The following is a 16,947-nucleotide window of genomic DNA, read 5'->3' on the forward strand; positions in this document are numbered from 1 at the left end:
TGAATGTCTCCCTTATCCGTCGTGGCGCATGCTGGAACGTTCGCGGGCACGCTTGTCACGGTCGGCCTTTTCAACCGCATCCTGCAACTGCCGCCCAAGCTCGCCGCCCGGTGCGCCGCCGTTCTGCATCGTGATGTTGTAATGGCTTTGCCGGTTATCGACATAGGATTTACCACCGGGGGCAACGGCGGGCTGATATCCCTGATAACCGCCATAGGTACTGGTTGCCGGGATATAGCTGCCGCTCTGCGCCGCCGCGCCAGCTTTTACGGCTTTCTGGTCAAGATCGCTGGATTCTTTATTGATGAGGCCGAGTTTATCGAGCACCCAGTCTATGCCCTGTTTCAGTTTGTTAAACGCGGTAAGCGGCATCAGCAGTGCATCCGCCAGCGCCTGTCCAAACAGGACGCCGGTATCCCTGCAGGCGTTAAGCGTGTCCTGCGTGGATTTAACCGGCGCAATCAGGTTTGTGAACCAGTCCCACACCGCCTTTAATTTCTCACCGAGCCAGTCAAAAACGGGTTTCAGCGGTGCGAATATCTCAGCAACCGGCGCAAATGCGGCGGTCAGCCCCTCAACAACCCCGCTGAAAAAGGCGCTGATGGGCTCCCAGTATTTACGGATGAGCAGCGCACCGGCGACAATCGCCACCCCGATCGCCACAATCGGCCATGTCAGCGCGCCGAGTACCGTCATAATTGCCCCGCCCACCACACTGAAGACCGTCCCGAGCACACCGGCAGCGGCGATGATCGCGTTAACGCCCATCACAACCGGCCAGGCAACCAGACCGATAGAGCCGACAAGCCCCACCACCCCGACAGCCACCGACGCAATCACGCCCAGCGTCTGCGCCAGCCCTTTATTTTTTGCGATCCAGTTATCCAGCTTCAGCACATACCCGGTAGCGGTCTGCACCAGTTTCCTCAGTGAGGATTCCTGCTGATCAAACAGGTCAGTACCGACCGCCTCATAAGCCGACTGGAACTCTTTAAAGTCGCCGCCGAGGTTGTCCTGCATGACGTTGACCAGCTCCTCGGTTTTCCCGTCCGAGGCTTTAAAGGCAGCAGTGAGCTTGTCCAGCTTCCCGGATGAAGCCGCCTGCATCAGAACGTTAGCTGATTTAAGTGCCTCCTCCCCAAAGATGGTTTTCAGGTATTCACCCTGTTGCGAAGTTCCCAGCTTGTTTTTAACAAAACTGGCCTGCATTTCTTTCAGGATCGTAAACAGTGGCCGCATGTTGCCTTTACTGTCCGCAGTTTTAACGCCGAGCTCTTTAATTGCGCGAAACGCCTCACCGGTTGGAGCCTGGAGGCGGGTCACTATCGCTGCGCTCCCTGTACCGGCCATCGACCCGGTGATGTTGTTGTCATGCAGGACACCGGTCATTGCTGCGGCTTCTTCAAGGCTCACGCCTGCCGTTCTCGCAACCGGTGCAAGGTAGGTCAGTGAATCACTCAGCCCCTCAAAGTCAGCCGCTGATTTATTCATCGTGGCAGACAACACATCCCCGATATGCGCAACCTTATCGTTTGAAAGCTGAAAGGCGTTTTTAGTACCCAGCAGTAATTTCGCGTTTTCTTCCATTGTGCGCTGGTTAGCGAGCGCCATATTGAGGGTAACCGGTGTCGCGGCCTGAATATCTGCGGCGTTCCCGCCTGCTTTGGCGATGATGATTTGCGCCCCGGCAGCGTCGTCAGCCGAGGCGGCTGTGTTGTCGCCGAGCTGGCGTGCCTGTCTGCGCAGCGCGGTCATTTCCGCCGAGTCTTTACCCACGCCGAGTACCGCCTGAAGCTCCGAGTTTTTTTGCGCGAAGTCATAGCCCGGTTTCAGCAGCGCCGCTCCGGCAAGCGTTGCCGTGGTTGCCATTCCCGCCCCTGCCGCGCCCACCGCTGCCGCGTTCCCGGCGAGCGCCTTTCCGGCCTGATAGCGCTGTTTTACCCGGCTGAGTTTCTCCTGTTGCGCACTGACGCGTGCCAGTGCCTCACGCTGCCGGTTGAGCTGCGAGGTGGTTTCACTGAGGGTGGTTTTAAGTTTTCGCTCGTCAGCGGCCAGCGTGCGGGTGTTTATCCCGGCAAGACTGAGCTCCTGCCGCTGACGCTGCACGGATTCACGCAGGCTGTTGTGTTTAAGCTGGAGCGCGGCGGCGCTTTTGCGTGCCGTCTCCATTGCCTGCGCCTGCGCGCGGGTCGGCTGTTCAGTGTTTTTAAACTGAATCGCCAGCGCGGCGGCTTCGTCTCTGGCTTTTTTCAGCGCCTGCTCAGTGACCGCCAGTTGTGCGCGGGTTTTGCGAAAGCCGTCAATCTTTGACGCCTGCCCGTTGAGCTCACGCAATGCGGTTTGTGTTGTGCGCATCCCTCCGGCCAGCTCCTTGCTGGCCTTGTCGATGGATTTTAACGGGCGGGTCGCCTGGTCAACAGCTTTGAGTAATACCTGTAATTTCACGCTACTCATTCGTGTTTCCGCTTCGCTGGATGGCTTTTTCTCGCCATGTAATGAGCTCCGTCAGGCTCAGGGAAAAGAGCTCTGAGGGCGGCCAGTGAAAGATCACCGCGATATCCGCCATCAGGTCATCAACAGAGAGTGTGTCGGGGAAATTTACTGCACCGAATTCGGCGACAAAAAACCGATCACCTTACCCGCCAGGGCAACGAGGTCAGGCAGCTCCAGCGCGGCGACTTCCTGCTCGGTGAGCGAGGGGGCGCTCATGCGCGGCAGCACTTTAATCAGGGCGTCAACTTCGGAGTTTGCCACCGCCGCAAGGCTGACGCCGCGCAGCGTTCCGGCGTTCGGTTTAATCAGGGTGATGGCGTCAATAATCTGCTCGCCGCGTTTAACAGGATTTTCCAGGGTGATCACGTTGTCGTTATTCATGGTTTTCTCTTCTTAACCGGGTTTCAGGATGAACCGGCCAGCGCACCGGCCGGGATGAACATTACAGGCCGATGTTGCGGCGGTGCTGCTCCAGCCGGTCGGTGCCGTTGACCTTCTCCACCATGTTGAGGGTGTCGATTTCTACCAGCTCTTTGCCGTCCATCGTTAATTTGAAATAGGTACAGACGACCGAAATTTTCGCTTCGGTGTCTTCGCCCGGCTTGTTCTCGCCGGTGTCGATTTCCTTCTGACGACCACGCATCACCACCTCAACGGCGACCGTTTCGCCGGTGTCGTCGCGCTGGTAGGAACCGGCAAAACGCACCGGCACGGCATCAACACCGGTTGCGCCGTACAGCTCCCAGATAACCGAATCCGGGAAGCCGCCGAGCGACCATTCCATCGACAGGGCATCATCATCGAGGCCGAGGTCAACCGGCGCGACGCCGTTCATACCCGTCCCGCGATAGTTTTCGAGCTTGCGCGTCAGCTTCGGCAGGGTGATCGACTTCGCGATACCCTGATAGCTGTAGCCATTGAGAAACACATTCATGTATTTCAGCTTGCGTGGCATTGCCATTCAGTCAGGCTCCTTAATTGCTGTTAACAGAGGAAACCAGCGTCGCCAGATATTTATCGGTGATGCGCTGGCGCAGGGTCAGGTTTTCGAGTGGGGGAACCGGCGTATAGTCATAATCGATATACAGTTTCCCGGCTTTCAGGGTTTCGGCGTCGTTGGCGTCCTCGTCAAACCAACAGGTCGCATCCACGATGTAGCCGTTACTTTTCAGCTCACGGAATTTCGCGTTAATGCCGTCCAGGATGTCGCGAATCAGCGTCGCGGTGATCGGCTTGTCAACCGCCCACATGTGCGCTTCAGCCATCGTGTCAGCGATAACCTGCGCCGTGCGGGTGTAGTTCTCAAACAGGAAAAGCGGGTCATCAGAACAGGTGCGGTTGCCCCAGAAGCGAAAACCGTCCTTGCGAATCAGCGTCGTCACGCCCGCCTCGTTGAGCAGGTCGGCATCGGTGCCCGGCTCCTGCAAATCCCAGAACACCGAGGCGCTGATGCCGGTCACGCCGTTGACGCCAACGTTAGACAGGGTCTTATGCCAGCCGACAGACTGGTCGATGTACGCGCGCAGACCGAGAGCGCGGGCGGTGGCGTAGGCAGTTGTGGTCGCATTTTTCGCGGTGTCCCAGGCGAGGAAATCAGGCCAGATCACCATTAATTCACGCTGGCTGAAATTGTCGCGGTATCGGATGGCAACAGAGAGGGTTTTACAGCCCCACGCGCTGACATAACCAAAGGCGCGCAGCTTCTGGCAAACGGGCGCAAGCGCGGTCGCCACTTCGAGGGTGTCGAATCCCGGCACTCCGAGGATGGGGGGTTTGACGCCGGTAACGGCTTCGGCGGTCAGCAGCGCTTTCAGGCCGGTGTATTTGCCGTTCTCGTCCGTGGTGCCGATGATGTTGGAAATGGTCTGCGCGAGCGCCTCTTCTTCATCGTCGCCGGTTCCCTCCGCCACGCGCACGACGACGGTCACCGGTTTTGACTGGTCGGCGATGGCCTGGAGTGACGCGGCCAGCGTGCCTTTTTTACCGGCTTTGGCGATGGCGCTTTGCACACTGGTGATCAGCACCGGCTCATTGAGGGGGAAAGTGGCCGCATCGGCATCGCTGGCGGTACAGACCATACCGACAATCGCCGTTGAGACCGTGGAAATGACGCGCGTGCCGTCGTTAATTTCGACGACCTGCACACCATGATGATAATCACTCATCCGTTTAACTCCGAGGGGTTGGGGTGAGTGTTATTGTCTGGTGCGCCACTACCGGACGCTATTTATCAGGGTTGGTTAAGTTGTAATACAACTCCCGGAAAATATATCGCTCAATTATTCCTCGCGCGATTTAGCTTACGGGATTCATTCAGCCCGGAATTCATTTTTTACAGCTGGTATCCTTTACTAACCATTTGCAATATACGAGAATTCTGAATTGTTGAATTACGGATAACTCACAGCTCGACCAAATAATTAGAGAATACAAACATGATTTATGATTGTTTTTTGTATTACGATGAAGACATGTTGCTTGACATTCGTTTGAATACTCTCATGGACGTTGTTGATCGCTTTGTGATTGTGGAATCAACTCATACGTTTACCGGCAAACCAAGAAACCTGCACTTCAATATTGAAAAATTTGCCCGTTTTAAAGACAAAATTATCTATGTCGTCCATGATGAGGAACCTCTTAAGAAAGAAACTAATGGGGTTGCGGACGAAGTCGATGCATGGGCTAACGAAGCGGCACAGAGAAACGCGATTATGCAAGGCCTTAAGTATGCACAGGATGATGATCTGATTCTGGTCTCTGACGTTGACGAAATATTTTCACCGGAAGCCATCAGAGCAATTAACCCTAAAAAACTCTGTACGACGCTGCACATGGGTTTTTATAACTACCAGTTTAACTTACAGGTATTTAACCTTGATGGCAGTGAAAGGCTGTGTAAGTTGCCGCGAGCAACGACCCTACGCAATTTAAAAGGGTATTTCAGAGGCAAGCCGGAAGACTTCAGAAACATTAAGAAGTCCGGCCTGAACAAAGGTTTTATTTTGAAGACTCTCTTTAAATTCCGTCATACGGTTATGTCTGATGCTGGCTGGCACTTCTCATGGATTATGAGCCCGGAACGCATTTCGGAGAAAATGTCTACGATCTCGCATACTGAGTATGATCTCCCCCACCTCAATAATAAAGAACATATTATTGATGCCCTTACCAACGCAAAGGATATATGGGGGCGAGATCGTAAAATGGCGCGACAGGAATTAACAAAAGCTAAATTCCCGTCCTACCTTGTGGATAATGCTGATAAATTTAAACACTTCATCCTGTAACCCATCAGCCAGTTAAAAAAACATTTAACTGGCTGGCTTATCAGGCCATTCAGGATTATGGGTATCAACGCGGCTCAGCATAACCCGGTATGTTTTCCAGGCAATCAGGCTACTTTCATCATCTTCCGTAGCCATACCCAATTCAACAGCATCCTGCAAAACTGAAATCATCGTTGAGGCTTCACTGATGAGTCGGTTTTTCTCTTGCTCCGCTATCTCCCGAGTTGATGGCTCCTGCGACAGAAATTTACCACTCTGATATTTATAGATCGCAGTTGATATGTCATCAGGATAATCAACGACCTCATAAACGTTCATTCCCTCAGCAAGGGTGAGAAAATTTGGATTATCAGAAAACGTTACCACAAATTCACTTTCATCAGTGGCAATGAATTTATTAACGCCTTTCCACTCTTTATCACGAGTTTCATACCAGTCGCGATTATGTTCGTCTTCAAAATATATATAAGAATACCCGGAGCTATCCTCTTTGATGTTTTTTGATATTTTTATATTCTTGAATTCAATCATAACTAGTTACCTACCTGTCGCCAGCTTCCGCTGGCAGTCTTGACCATAAGGGCGCGATAGTAGTACCCCATAAAACGACTGTCGCCTAAATCCGTTCTGATATTTACCCCGGTAACAAAGCATCCTGAGGGTGCTTCCCATGATGTCATACTGTTATGAGCTCCGTTTTGTAACGCCTGGCTACCACGCTGAGCATCATTTAAATATCGGCCATCCATTTCAGATTTAGTGAAGTAACGAGCATCGAAATTTGCATAGTTGCCCGGAATGATTTGTCCGGCCATTTGTAATAGACCGGTTCGGACATTGATATAACCCGCCATCCCTTCATTCCCGGTGAGCGTGGAATAAAAACCGATCCCATACCAGGATTTAATCAACATGTTGGCGCTGTTAAAGCTGGCGTCATCCTTGCCAAAGGTAATACCTGTCTGCTTATCCGATATCCAGAATCCACTGTGAAGATTCAGCTCGCCGTTAATGGTTCCTCCGGCGGCATCGATACTGGAAACCCATGCGCTCCAGACGTTGTTAAAGTACGTCCGGATGAAAGCGCGGGAATTGTTATAAATACGGTAAATCTGCGTAATACCGGCGTGTTTATATACCTCAAGTGAACCTGCACTAGCTTCCGGGTAGTTAGCGCCAGCCGCTGCAAAATCATTTGTATTCTGGTAATACAGCCCTGGTGTCATAAACGTGTTGAGATCAGCCGCATTGCCGATAGCCACTGCCTGACCGTTAAAAATATCCTGCGCCGTCACGTTAATATCAGCGGATAATTCCCGGCCATTAACCTTACGGGTTAGTGGAACCCGGCTGTTTGCATTGTCATTTGCTGTCCTGACGGCTTTCGGTGTCGCGGCCTGCGCTTCGCTGTTACTGTCCGTCGCGCTGCTGAGCTGGACAATCCCCTTCTGCGTCGTGGTCGCGTCCTGCGCGGAGTATTTGCTGCCTGCAAGGTCATACGCCGCTTTCACCGCTTTGGGCGTGGCGGCAAGATTCTCCGCCGCGCTGTTTGTGGCACTGCTGAGCTGTGTGAAGCCTTTTTCCGTCAGGGTGGCGTCGGGATGGTGTCGCGATTGCTCATGCTCCGCGAGTCTGTCATCGACATAATCCTGTGTGGCCATCACGACGGAACCGTCAATAGCCAGCTCAACAGACGCAACATCGGACAGCATAATCACCATACGCAGGGTCTGAGCCCGCCCGGAACCCTCTTCGAGTTCTGGCTTGTAGCTTTCGGCCATATTGCCGACGGCGACCAGTGTGCCGGTGTCGTCATACAGCCCCATTTCACGCAGCCAGAAACCGCCCGTTTCCGGCGGGATAACCAGCTCGGCCACCACGTAATTTTTATGTTTGTTGTCCTGGCTGATTTTATTCAGCGTATGGCGCCAGACTTCATTGATAAGTTTTGTCTGCCCGGCATCCGGTTGCGGCAGCGAACCGCCGCCATCGCCGACGGCCATCGCGGTAATATTCACCTTTTTCCCGCCCGGCGTGAGGGCTGCCGCAAATTTTGCCACCCCTGCCGTGGTGACGACGGTTTTGTATTTCGTTGCCATTTTTCTTTCACTCACTCCGGGTAAACAGTGGTCACGTCGCCGCTGTAATTCACGCCACCGGCAAAGAGATACCCGGCAACGTCCTGAATAATATTGAGGCCGATAAGATGTCGGCTGGCGGGCTTCGCATCATCAATAAGCCGCTCCATCTCGGTATACATCTCTTCGGTGATGCCGGTTTCCAGTACGCCAATATCAAGCCGGAATGTGCCTGGCGGGTCGCCGGTTTCCCACCACTCAGTAACATTAATGAGATAACCCAGCGGCTCGACCACGCGCCGCACTGCACCGATGGTGCCTTTATGACAGTGGATAAAATAGGCGCTGCGGATAACGTCACGTTTCGTCTCTTCCGGCCAGTTCTCGTCCCACCGGTCAACGGAAAACGCCCAGGCCAGCCACGGCAACAGGCTGACCGGACACTGGTCAGGGTTCCACAGGCGACGTAATGGAATCGGGGTGTTTTCAATGTCGGCACAGGCGCGCGCGGCAGCCACCTCCAGCGCCGAGGAGCCCACCGGCAACAACCGCGAATCACTCATCGGAGCCCCCGACAACTATCCGGTAATCAGTGCAAAAGGAGGCCTGTGTTTTATCGAGTACGATGTCAGCCGCCGGGGCGGCCAGTTCAACACGCTGCACACCTTCAACATGGAGTGCGGCATAAATGGCAGATTTGCGGATATCACGACCGAGGCGATGTTGTGCGCTGATATACGCTTTAAGTTTGTTTTCCGCCGCACTGCGAACCGGCTCACTTTCCGGACCAGGGTAGAGATAAAGCGTGGCATCAATCCGGTAATCAACAATCGCCGCTGACTGCACTGTCACGCGGTCGGCAACCGGCCTCACATCCTCATCGTTAAGGGCGTTTCGCACGACTGTCAGCAAATCAGCCGACGCCGCGCCGTTATCCTCACGCGACAACACGGACACGGTCACGCAAGCGGGGTCCGGGCTGATAACGGAAATATCCGCGACACGTCCGTCGGCGCTGCGGCCATGAAATTCATAAGCCCCGGTTGAGCCCGCCACGCTAAGCCCTTCCATTGCCTGCTGAATGCGTAGCCGGTAATCGCTGTCGGCTTCCATCACTGCCGCGACGGGCGGGAGTGCGGTTTCATCAGCCGGGGTGATCACCAGCCTCGCAACGTCATAATTTGCGCCAATAACCTCGAGGTCATTGCCGGTGGCATAGGCCAGCATCGTCGCGCGGGCGGCTTCGTTCACGCGCTGACGCCAGATAACTTCCCTGTAGGCGTTCTCTTCCAGAAACTTGGTCAGCGGTTCGGATTCCAGTGCCAGCGTGCGGGCAACGGCGTCCTGCTCATCGGCAGGGAACAGCGAAACCAGTGTCGCCTTGCGCTCAGCGAGGATGCTCTCGTAATCGAGCTCCTCAACCACATCCGGGGCGGGTAACTCGCTCAGATCAACAATCGGCATGGGTTCAACTCACAGGAATGGTTAATGAAAGGGTTTCACCGGTGCTGACGAGCTGGCCGGTCACATTGACAATCATCCGGCCTTCGCTTTGCTCCGTGGTGATTTCACTCAGCGTGATGCGCGGCTCCCACTTCAGGAGCGCCATATAGCAGGCCACACGGATTTGCAGCGTGAGCGCCGGTGTCTGCGGCTGGTCAATCAGTGTGGAGAGCAGCGAGCCATATTCCCGGCGCATGACGCGGGAGCCGACCGGCGTGCGCAGAATGTCGCCCATGCTCTGACTGACGTGCTGTGAATCAGTAAGCGCGCGGCCATTTACACGGCTCATGCCAATATAGTTCACTGTCACAGGGGGGCTCCTGTTGTGCCGCCGCTGTCGCCGGGGTGCTGATGGGTGTGAAGTACTTTGCCGTTGGACGACAACGCGCCGCCGCTGTGCTCGATATCGCCGCGCATGGTGCCGCCTTTCTGCACTTCCAGCGAGCCGGTGATGAGCTTGCTGGTGCAGACCACTTCCGGGGTGTCGAGTGTGATGCGCGAAGACGCTTTGACCAGCACCTCCGGCACGGTGGCGGTGAGGGATTCAGATGCGGTAACGTCGGCGGTTCTGATGCCGCTGACGGTCAGCGCGCTGTTCGCCGGTTCGTATTCGATGACCGCGCCATCCGGGAAAGCAATATGCAGGGCGTCAGCCGAGGCCGACGGCGCAGGATGGTCATCGGAGAAAATACCGGGCAGCACAAACGCGGTATCGAGCTCGCCACCCACGGCCAGAATTAACACCTGTTCGCCGACGGAGGGAGCCCACCATGTACGGGAGTGACCGGCGCGCTGCGTCAGCCACTGGAGCCAGTCAGTGATATTGCCGCCGGTCTGCACGCGACAGCGCCCCGCGTCGAGATCGGTTTCGACAATGATGCCGGTGCGAATCATATTGCGCAGCGTGCGCGCAAGTTCGTTTAAATTTGCAAGTTTGTTCATGGATGAAAGGATGCGGTCATACAGTTCAAACAGCAAAACATGCCGTTTTATTGACAGATGAAACAACTGCGGGTAGAAAACAAACTCTGTGGATTAAACAATAAAAAAGAGGAAAGGATGTCGACGCTAAAAAACAACTACAGGCCGATGACAGCAGGCGAAATAAGAATGGCGCGGGCTCTTTTTCAGAACGCCATTAATTATAGCGCCGTAAAAGTTTATAACGGTGATTATTTGCCGTTTGGTTTGCAAAATAGCCGCGTCGCTATGACACCAGACGGTAATATGTACTATCCTGAAGCACTCTTCAGAGAAGATTTTTCCTTTGGTGACATCGCGGATAAGGCGTTGTTTATGCATGAAATGGGGCATGTATGGCAGCACCAGATGGGCGTCAATGTCCGGACTCGTGGTTTAGTTAGCTGGGCTTCAAGCTATGAATACTCTTTGCCAAATGAAAAGGATTTAGCAGATTACAGCCTCGAACAACAAGCTTCCATTATTGCTGATTATTATGTGCTAACTAACTTTGGGGTGAATGTTTTTATTCAGCAATCCACTTTTAAAGGCATCATCGGGCCTGATTTACGAGATAAATACAAGAATATTCTTAAATACTTCCTTGCATCACCCACTAATAAAAGGTGCCTGTGGAAATGAAAAAATTAATGCTAATTGCGTGGTCGCTTTTACTGAGTGGTTGCATGGTAGATAACTCACCCTACCGGGCCGCTAATATTTCATTATCTGCAAATGGACAACCTTGCGTTACGGTATCGAAGGATTCACTGACCAGTGACGGAAAATCAAAATTGCTGGTTCTCAGAGTATCTGAGCGAGCCCCGGACAATAATATGAAACAGGTCTGGGAACGTGATGATATGAGTAACCCAACGCTGACTGTGATACCTGATAAATGTCTGCCCGTTGATTACCACTTTGAGAAAGGTAAAGAGTACAGCGTCACAGCAATCACTGCCTTTTCAGCAAGTGAAGTGGGGACTAAACGTATATGGTCTGCAGGTTTCAACCTGGAGGATTTAGCCCCAAAACGATGATCATAGATGTTTAAAGATGACGTCCTCTATCATCACAATACCCTCTTTGTTTAAGCCCAGCAGAAGCCGTCGCGGATACACAATATCAGGACGGTTTCGGGCCGGTTTGTCCTTTAACCTATACTGATGAACCCGCGCTATGCGCTGTACCTTCCCGGTAAATTCAACCACTGCTGCACTGTCATCGCCGCTGGCTTTCATATAGCGATTAGTACGCAGCTTCGCGAACATTTCCCGCTTAATCCGGCCTTTCTTTGCGCGAAGTGGCTGCGGTTTTCGCTTTGCGTACGGCGAGCCATCCGGGTTTTTCTGGGCTTTTATACGCTGCTGTTGCTGCTGTCGCAGCTTCTTCGCTATCTCCACAGTGAGACGCCGACGGCCAGCAGGTGACAGCGCCGCCAGCAGCCCGGCAAGCTCACTTTCAAACGGTTTAAATTCAGTCACCCCATTTACTCACCAGTTCGCCATTAATGTACAGCTCCACCGGACGTGTGACCGGCTCCGGCGGGGGCGGTGTAGGGCGTAACGCCCCGAACTTCAACGCCCATTTGAGCCAAAAGCCGTTAAACATTGCTGACTGAGACGCTCAACCTGCGTAAGTTGATTATGAAAAATTTTGCGGGGTCTTACGCAACGTGAAACCTGACATTCCACCCAATCAGGCAACACATATTCTGCGCCACACTTTCGCAAGCCATTTCATGATGAACGGGGGAAATATTATTGCCCTGCAACAGATTCTCGGGCATGCAAGCATTCAGCAGGCAATGGCCTATGCGCACCTTGCTCCTGACTACCTGCAAAATGCTGTCGCATTGAACCCCCTTAACGGAGGAGTGACGGTATAAATCATCTCTCTGAGTGTCCACATTGTGTCCACATTCAGAGGATTTTGAAACCGTTCCATACCGTTACAGCTTTTTCTAAGTTGCTGTTTTATTTAGAATGATGTGTAAGTAATTGATAAAAAAAACCCCCACATCATGTGGGGGAAGACAGGGATGGTGTCTATGGCAAGGAAAAACAGGGTTTGTTACCTGGTACTACTGCTACTTAACTCGGTCATCGGTGAACTTTGCTGCATTTGCGCTACGCTGCGTAACTGGTTCATCCGTTGTTGATGCTTCTGGTTCAAAACCGCTTGCTGCTCCGGCGTGAGCAGGTTGTACATCTGGTTGCGCACTCTGGCCATTTCAACCTGACGAGCTACCTGTTCCTGCGCCATTTTTTCTGCCTGAGCGCGCACAGCGTTTTCATCAAATTTTTCTGCGATGACAAGGCGATGCATTGTCTCCATTTCGCTAACATTAACAGGAGGCTGATCGTGCCGCGCCTGTCTCATGAGATCCCGCATCTGTTGACGCTGGTGTTCCGTTAAATTAATACCGTCGAACATATGGCTCTGAACACTGCGCTGCGCGAATCCCTCAGTCGGGTGCCAGTTATCGCCTGTTTCAACGTCAGCAGCACGACTAACCGTGCTTAACGCCAGCGTTGAGGCCATGACGGCAGCGGTAACGATGCGCATCATTTGCTCCAGTAACCTTTTCATCTCTCGATTCAACGATAATGAGTCTACGATTCAGGCTGCAAACATGCGTCAGGGGGTGTAAAACAACGTAAAGTCATGGATTAGCGACTCTTGATGACGTAATTTCTGCCTCGGAGGTAGTTAAACAATGAATAAAATCCTTTTAGTAGATGATGACCGAGAGCTTACTTCCTTGTTAAAGGAGCTACTCGACATGGAAGGTTTTAATGTGCTCGTTGCCCATGACGGAGAGCAGGCGCTCGACCTCCTCGACGACAGCATCGACTTGCTTTTACTCGATGTCATGATGCCGAAGAAAAATGGTATCGACACACTTAAAGAGCTACGCCAGACACACCAGACACCGGTAATTATGTTAACTGCGCGCGGCAGCGAGCTCGATCGCGTCCTTGGCCTTGAGCTGGGCGCGGATGACTATCTGCCGAAACCCTTTAACGATCGTGAACTGGTCGCGCGTATTCGTGCGATCCTGCGCCGTTCCCACTGGAGCGAGCAACAACAAAGCAGCGACAATGGTTCACCCACGCTGGAAGTGGATGCACTGAGCCTCAATCCGGGTCGCCAGGAAGCCAGTTTTGATGGGCAATCACTGGAACTTACAGGCACTGAATTCACCCTGCTCTATCTGCTGGCTCAGCATTTAGGCCAGGTCGTTTCACGTGAACATTTGAGCCAGGAAGTGCTGGGTAAACGCCTGACGCCGTTCGATCGTGCCATCGACATGCACATCTCCAACCTGCGCCGCAAGTTGCCGGACCGCAAAGATGGGCATCCGTGGTTTAAAACCCTGCGTGGTCGCGGTTATCTGATGGTATCCGCTTCATGATAGGAAGTTTGACCGCCCGCATCTTTGCCATTTTCTGGTTAACGCTGGCGCTGGTGCTGATGCTGGTGCTGATGGTGCCGAAGCTGGATTCCCGTCAAATGACGGAGCTTCTGGACAGCGAACAGCGTCAGGGCGTGATGATTGAACAGCATGTTGAAGCAGAACTGGCCAATGACCCGCCGAACGACCTGATGTGGTGGCGCAGGCTGTTTCGCGCTATCGACAAATGGGCGCCGCCGGGTCAACGCCTGCTGCTGGTCACCAGCGAAGGGCGAGTCATTGGCGCCGAACGCAACGAAATGCAGATTATCCGCAACTTTATAGGCCAGGCGGATAACTCAGACCATCCGCAGAAGAAAAAGTATGGCCGGGTTGAGATGGTAGGGCCGTTCTCCGTTCGCGACGGAGAAGACAACTATCAACTCTATCTCATCCGCCCTGCCAGCAACTCACAATCTGACTTTATCAATTTGCTGTTTGACCGCCCGTTACTGCTGCTGATCGTCACCATGCTTATCAGTTCGCCGCTGCTGCTGTGGCTGGCGTGGAGCCTGGCGAAACCCGCACGTAAACTGAAAAACGCGGCGGATGAAGTGGCCCAGGGCAACCTGCGACAGCACCCGGAGCTGGAAGCCGGGCCGCAGGAATTCCTTGCCGCCGGGGCCAGTTTTAACCAGATGGTGACCGCGCTGGAACGCATGATGACCGCCCAGCAGCGCCTGTTGTCCGACATCTCCCATGAGTTGCGCACGCCGCTGACGCGTTTACAGCTTGGTACTGCGTTGCTGCGTCGTCGCAGCGGTGAAAGTAAAGAACTGGAACGTATCGAAACGGAAGCTCAGCGGCTGGACAGCATGATCAACGATCTGCTGGTGATGTCGCGCAATCAGCAGAAAAACGCGCTGGTCAGTGAAACCGTAAAAGCTAATCAGATGTGGAACGAAGTGCTGGATAACGCGGCCTTCGAAGCGGAGCAGATGGGCAAATCGTTCACGGTGAATTTCCCGCCAGGACCGTGGCCGCTGTACGGTAACCCCAGCGCGCTGGAAAGCGCGGTGGAGAACATCGTGCGTAACGCGCTGCGCTATTCGCACAGTAAAATCGAAGTGAGTTTTGCGGTGGATAAAGACGGCATCACCATTAACGTGGACGATGACGGCCCCGGCGTCAGTCCGGAAGATCGGGAACAGATTTTCCGCCCGTTCTACCGCACCGACGAAGCGCGCGATCGCGAATCCGGTGGCACGGGTCTCGGGCTGGCGATTGTCGAAACGGCTATTCAGCAACATCGCGGCTGGGTGAAAGCTGACGACAGCCCGCTTGGCGGGTTACGCTTAACGCTCTGGCTACCGCTGTACAAACGCGCCTGATAAAAACGCCCTCTCAGCACAGAGGGCGTTTTTTTATTTTCCCCACAGTCGGCGCGACTGATCCTCAATCTTGCCGTGAGTGCGTCGATTCTGCATGGTACGCGTCCAGCTCGCCGACAACCCCGCAGCCGAAAGCAGACGGTGATATTGTTCATCATCAAACGGCTGAAACCACGCAATCGCCGCCGCGTCATACACGCTGACATCGCTGACCCGGGAGAGCAGTTCAAGCGGCGCTTCTGCCGAGACTTTCCCCGCAGCAACCACACGATAAAGCCAGCCGACGCGGCCACTGTCCTGCATCTGCGCGGAAATGTCGCTAATACCGAAATGGAAGTTAAGTTTGAAGCAGGGCGAGCGCGGCTGCGTTACCTGAATCAGCGTATCGCCCCAGCGAAAAATATCGCCGATAAACACGTTCTGCTCGGTCAGCCCTTCCGTTGAGAGGTTCTCGCCAAACGCTGGCGCGCAAAACAGCGCGGCTTGCTCCGGGAACATCTGCGCCCAGTGGGCATAGTGTTCACGCGGATAGTGGCACAACGCACGATCGGTTCCACCGTGGTAACTTTTTTCCGCCTGCTCGTCACCCGCAATGCCCAATTCCGTGAGGAGAAGCTCGCCTTCCACCTGCAATTTAGCAATCGCACTTGGCCGACTGCCGTCATAATCCCTTATTTTTCCAGTAAAAACGTCTACCTGATATTGCATGTTCCCTCCTCCCGCTCGTCGTCATCACGCTATTACATCACATTTGTTTGCTGACCTAACCTGCAAAAATGCGACATTCATGCCGATCCCCACCGGCCGGGCGTGCTATCACTTAACACAGTATTTGAAACGCAATTTCATTAATTAAGGAGGTTACAACGTGATCCGCGAAACATCTTTCTCCGGTGTCTGGTGCCCTTCCATCACGCCAATGGACAGCGAAGGGAAGCCTGACCTTAGCGCACTGAGCCAGCATATCGCCCGGCTGGCCGCGGCGAAAATCGATGTGGTCTTGCTGATGGGCAGCATCGGCGAGTTTGCCTCCTTCTCGCTGGAAGAGCGGCTGCTGTTGATTCGTGAAGCCCGCGGCATGTCGCCGATAACCATGGTGGCCAACATCTCTTCCACCTGCTTTAACGATATTCTGTGGATGGCTGATGAAGCCTGGCGCACAGGCTATGACGCGGTCATGGTGCTGCCGCCGTACTATTACGGGCAAACGCAAAACCAACTGTTGAGCTACTTCCGCGCTCTGGGCAAAGCGATAAGCGGCAAATGGTTCGCCTATAACTTTCCGGCGCGTACCGGCTGCGATCTGACGCCGGAGTTGGTCGCCACGCTGGCGGCGGAATTCCCGGATTTTGCTGGCATCAAAGATACCGTCGATTGCCAGTCGCATACCCGTAATATGATTCAGGCCACCGCGCAGGTGCGTGAGGATTTTGCCGTGCTGTGCGGCTACGACGAGTACTTTATCCCCAATCTGCTGGCAGGCGGCGCGGGCGTCATTTCCGGGCTGAATAATGTGATGCCGGAACTGTTTGTCCGGGCGCGAGAGGCGTGGCGTCAGGGCGATTTGCCGACGTTACATGCAATCCAGCAGGAGAGCGGCAAATTTATGGCGATCTACGCCATTGGCGACGACTTCGTTACCACCATCAAAACCGTGGTTTCACGCAAATTTGGCTACTGTACGCCGGTTTCACGCAATTTTGGCGGCACGCTGAATGACGAGCAGTGCCAAATTATTGATCGGGTGTTTAGCATTTGACCATAACGGGAAGTGGCTGGATTGCCGGATGGCGCAGCGCCATCCGGCTTGAGAGTTTTGTAACCCCGGCAAACGT

The 16,947-nt window shown here is 53.8% G+C and carries 20 protein-coding genes and 2 pseudogenes; 7 read left to right on the forward strand and 15 right to left on the reverse strand.

Going from position 1 to position 16,947, the window contains the following annotated elements; all coding sequences use genetic code 11:
* Positions 1-12: 12 nt before the first annotated feature.
* The 5 genes from AWR26_RS25100 to AWR26_RS25120 form a co-directional block, all read right to left on the reverse strand.
* The gene (locus AWR26_RS25100) at positions 13-2,454 is read right to left on the reverse strand and encodes a phage tail tape measure protein (protein ID WP_074922656.1); all 2,442 of its coding nucleotides are present in this window, start codon (positions 2,452-2,454) and stop codon (positions 13-15) included.
* Positions 2,447-2,566 carry a GpE family phage tail protein gene (locus AWR26_RS25105; protein ID WP_072000405.1) on the reverse strand — a complete coding sequence of 40 codons (120 nt, stop codon included), beginning with the start codon at positions 2,564-2,566 and terminating at the stop codon, positions 2,447-2,449. The genes AWR26_RS25100 and AWR26_RS25105 overlap by 8 nt, the downstream gene beginning before the upstream one ends.
* Positions 2,567-2,598: 32 nt before the next feature.
* The gene (locus AWR26_RS25110; protein WP_007369251.1) at positions 2,599-2,874 is read right to left on the reverse strand and encodes a phage tail assembly protein; all 276 of its coding nucleotides are present in this window, start codon (positions 2,872-2,874) and stop codon (positions 2,599-2,601) included.
* Positions 2,875-2,935: 61 nt separating this feature from the next.
* Entirely contained in the window at positions 2,936-3,454 is a 519-nt protein-coding gene (locus AWR26_RS25115; protein ID WP_074922655.1) for a phage major tail tube protein, read from the reverse strand.
* Positions 3,455-3,467: 13 nt separating this feature from the next.
* Positions 3,468-4,658, reverse strand: a complete 1,191-nt coding sequence (locus tag AWR26_RS25120; protein WP_074922653.1) for a phage tail sheath protein — start codon at positions 4,656-4,658, stop codon at positions 3,468-3,470.
* Positions 4,659-4,928: 270 nt separating this feature from the next.
* Here AWR26_RS25120 and AWR26_RS25125 point away from each other — a divergent pair, with 270 nt between their 5' ends.
* Positions 4,929-5,783 carry a glycosyltransferase family 17 protein gene (locus tag AWR26_RS25125; protein WP_074922652.1) on the forward strand — a complete coding sequence of 285 codons (855 nt, stop codon included), beginning with the start codon at positions 4,929-4,931 and terminating at the stop codon, positions 5,781-5,783.
* 24 nt (positions 5,784-5,807) lie between these two features.
* Here AWR26_RS25125 and AWR26_RS25130 read toward each other — a convergent pair whose 3' ends face one another.
* The 6 genes from AWR26_RS25130 to AWR26_RS25155 are packed head-to-tail and all read right to left on the reverse strand — an operon-like array spanning position 5,808 to position 10,306.
* Positions 5,808-6,314, reverse strand: a complete 507-nt coding sequence (locus AWR26_RS25130) for a tail fiber assembly protein (RefSeq protein ID WP_074922650.1) — start codon at positions 6,312-6,314, stop codon at positions 5,808-5,810.
* Between the two features lie 2 nt (positions 6,315-6,316).
* Positions 6,317-7,882: a phage tail-collar fiber domain-containing protein gene (locus AWR26_RS25135; protein WP_074922649.1), complete on the reverse strand. Its 1,566-nt coding sequence runs from the start codon at positions 7,880-7,882 to the stop codon at positions 6,317-6,319.
* An 11-nt stretch (positions 7,883-7,893) separates the two neighbouring features.
* Complete coding sequence (locus AWR26_RS25140; protein WP_072441513.1) at positions 7,894-8,424, reverse strand: phage tail protein I; 531 nt, start codon at positions 8,422-8,424, stop codon at positions 7,894-7,896.
* Positions 8,417-9,325, reverse strand: coding sequence for a baseplate assembly protein (locus AWR26_RS25145; protein ID WP_074922647.1), 909 nt, complete (start codon positions 9,323-9,325; stop codon positions 8,417-8,419). The genes AWR26_RS25140 and AWR26_RS25145 overlap by 8 nt, the downstream gene beginning before the upstream one ends.
* A gap of 4 nt (positions 9,326-9,329) precedes the next feature.
* Complete coding sequence (locus AWR26_RS25150; protein ID WP_074922646.1) at positions 9,330-9,674, reverse strand: GPW/gp25 family protein; 345 nt, start codon at positions 9,672-9,674, stop codon at positions 9,330-9,332.
* Entirely contained in the window at positions 9,671-10,306 is a 636-nt protein-coding gene (locus AWR26_RS25155; protein ID WP_074922713.1) for a phage baseplate assembly protein V, read from the reverse strand. Before AWR26_RS25155 ends, AWR26_RS25150 begins: the two co-directional genes overlap by 4 nt.
* Positions 10,307-10,423: 117 nt before the next feature.
* Here AWR26_RS25155 and AWR26_RS25160 point away from each other — a divergent pair, with 117 nt between their 5' ends.
* Both AWR26_RS25160 and AWR26_RS25165 read left to right on the forward strand, forming a co-directional pair.
* Positions 10,424-10,966: a hypothetical protein gene (locus AWR26_RS25160; protein ID WP_074922711.1), complete on the forward strand. Its 543-nt coding sequence runs from the start codon at positions 10,424-10,426 to the stop codon at positions 10,964-10,966.
* The gene (locus AWR26_RS25165; protein WP_074922644.1) at positions 10,963-11,364 is read left to right on the forward strand and encodes a putative T6SS immunity periplasmic lipoprotein; all 402 of its coding nucleotides are present in this window, start codon (positions 10,963-10,965) and stop codon (positions 11,362-11,364) included. Before AWR26_RS25160 ends, AWR26_RS25165 begins: the two co-directional genes overlap by 4 nt.
* On the opposite strand, the gene AWR26_RS25170 is transcribed toward AWR26_RS25165, so the two are convergent.
* Positions 11,365-11,808 carry a phage virion morphogenesis protein gene (locus tag AWR26_RS25170; RefSeq protein ID WP_074922643.1) on the reverse strand — a complete coding sequence of 148 codons (444 nt, stop codon included), beginning with the start codon at positions 11,806-11,808 and terminating at the stop codon, positions 11,365-11,367.
* Positions 11,801-11,884 (reverse strand): annotated as a pseudogene (locus tag AWR26_RS25175) (phage tail protein); the annotation flags it as partial. The gene AWR26_RS25170 and the pseudogene AWR26_RS25175, both read right to left, overlap by 8 nt.
* Before the next feature lie 79 nt (positions 11,885-11,963).
* Here AWR26_RS25175 and AWR26_RS25180 point away from each other — a divergent pair.
* Positions 11,964-12,212: pseudogene (locus AWR26_RS25180) on the forward strand (tyrosine-type recombinase/integrase); the annotation flags it as partial.
* Between the two features lie 185 nt (positions 12,213-12,397).
* Here AWR26_RS25180 and cpxP read toward each other — a convergent pair.
* Entirely contained in the window at positions 12,398-12,892 is a 495-nt protein-coding gene (cpxP, locus tag AWR26_RS25185) for a cell-envelope stress modulator CpxP (RefSeq protein ID WP_074780171.1), read from the reverse strand.
* 151 nt (positions 12,893-13,043) lie between these two features.
* On the opposite strand from cpxP, the gene cpxR reads away from it, so the two are divergent.
* Positions 13,044-13,742 carry an envelope stress response regulator transcription factor CpxR gene (gene cpxR / locus AWR26_RS25190; RefSeq protein ID WP_035889119.1) on the forward strand — a complete coding sequence of 233 codons (699 nt, stop codon included), beginning with the start codon at positions 13,044-13,046 and terminating at the stop codon, positions 13,740-13,742.
* Complete coding sequence (cpxA, locus tag AWR26_RS25195; RefSeq protein WP_007369293.1) at positions 13,739-15,112, forward strand: envelope stress sensor histidine kinase CpxA; 1,374 nt, start codon at positions 13,739-13,741, stop codon at positions 15,110-15,112. The genes cpxR and cpxA overlap by 4 nt, the downstream gene beginning before the upstream one ends.
* 33 nt (positions 15,113-15,145) lie before the next feature.
* Here the strand turns inward: cpxA and yiiM are convergent, their stop codons facing one another.
* Positions 15,146-15,820: a 6-hydroxyaminopurine reductase gene (yiiM, locus tag AWR26_RS25200; protein WP_074922641.1), complete on the reverse strand. Its 675-nt coding sequence runs from the start codon at positions 15,818-15,820 to the stop codon at positions 15,146-15,148.
* Between the two features lie 211 nt (positions 15,821-16,031).
* Between yiiM and AWR26_RS25205 the strand changes: the two genes are divergently transcribed.
* The gene (locus tag AWR26_RS25205; RefSeq protein ID WP_407658798.1) at positions 16,032-16,871 is read left to right on the forward strand and encodes a dihydrodipicolinate synthase family protein; all 840 of its coding nucleotides are present in this window, start codon (positions 16,032-16,034) and stop codon (positions 16,869-16,871) included.
* Positions 16,872-16,947 lie beyond the last annotated feature (76 nt).

It is taken from the genome of Kosakonia oryzae (genome assembly GCF_001658025.2).
Classification (GTDB): domain Bacteria; phylum Pseudomonadota; class Gammaproteobacteria; order Enterobacterales; family Enterobacteriaceae; genus Kosakonia; species Kosakonia oryzae.

What these genes read in the sequence shown, in the direction of transcription:
- AWR26_RS25100 (WP_074922656.1), bottom strand. Translation starts at nt 2,454, where the DNA reads ATGAGTAGCGTGAAATTACAGGTATTACTCAAAGCTGTTGACCAGGCG.
- AWR26_RS25105 (WP_072000405.1), bottom strand. Translation starts at nt 2,566, where the DNA reads ATGGCGGATATCGCGGTGATCTTTCACTGGCCGCCCTCAGAGCTCTTT.
- AWR26_RS25110 (WP_007369251.1), bottom strand. Translation starts at nt 2,874, where the DNA reads ATGAATAACGACAACGTGATCACCCTGGAAAATCCTGTTAAACGCGGC.
- AWR26_RS25115 (WP_074922655.1), bottom strand. Translation starts at nt 3,454, where the DNA reads ATGGCAATGCCACGCAAGCTGAAATACATGAATGTGTTTCTCAATGGC.
- AWR26_RS25120 (WP_074922653.1), bottom strand. Translation starts at nt 4,658, where the DNA reads ATGAGTGATTATCATCATGGTGTGCAGGTCGTCGAAATTAACGACGGC.
- AWR26_RS25125 (WP_074922652.1), top strand. Translation starts at nt 4,929, where the DNA reads ATGATTTATGATTGTTTTTTGTATTACGATGAAGACATGTTGCTTGAC.
- AWR26_RS25130 (WP_074922650.1), bottom strand. Translation starts at nt 6,314, where the DNA reads ATGATTGAATTCAAGAATATAAAAATATCAAAAAACATCAAAGAGGAT.
- AWR26_RS25135 (WP_074922649.1), bottom strand. Translation starts at nt 7,882, where the DNA reads ATGGCAACGAAATACAAAACCGTCGTCACCACGGCAGGGGTGGCAAAA.
- AWR26_RS25140 (WP_072441513.1), bottom strand. Translation starts at nt 8,424, where the DNA reads ATGAGTGATTCGCGGTTGTTGCCGGTGGGCTCCTCGGCGCTGGAGGTG.
- AWR26_RS25145 (WP_074922647.1), bottom strand. Translation starts at nt 9,325, where the DNA reads ATGCCGATTGTTGATCTGAGCGAGTTACCCGCCCCGGATGTGGTTGAG.
- AWR26_RS25155 (WP_074922713.1), bottom strand. Translation starts at nt 10,306, where the DNA reads ATGAACAAACTTGCAAATTTAAACGAACTTGCGCGCACGCTGCGCAAT.
- AWR26_RS25160 (WP_074922711.1), top strand. Translation starts at nt 10,424, where the DNA reads ATGTCGACGCTAAAAAACAACTACAGGCCGATGACAGCAGGCGAAATA.
- AWR26_RS25165 (WP_074922644.1), top strand. Translation starts at nt 10,963, where the DNA reads ATGAAAAAATTAATGCTAATTGCGTGGTCGCTTTTACTGAGTGGTTGC.
- cpxP (WP_074780171.1), bottom strand. Translation starts at nt 12,892, where the DNA reads ATGCGCATCGTTACCGCTGCCGTCATGGCCTCAACGCTGGCGTTAAGC.
- cpxR (WP_035889119.1), top strand. Translation starts at nt 13,044, where the DNA reads ATGAATAAAATCCTTTTAGTAGATGATGACCGAGAGCTTACTTCCTTG.
- cpxA (WP_007369293.1), top strand. Translation starts at nt 13,739, where the DNA reads ATGATAGGAAGTTTGACCGCCCGCATCTTTGCCATTTTCTGGTTAACG.
- yiiM (WP_074922641.1), bottom strand. Translation starts at nt 15,820, where the DNA reads ATGCAATATCAGGTAGACGTTTTTACTGGAAAAATAAGGGATTATGAC.
- AWR26_RS25205 (WP_407658798.1), top strand. Translation starts at nt 16,032, where the DNA reads ATGGACAGCGAAGGGAAGCCTGACCTTAGCGCACTGAGCCAGCATATC.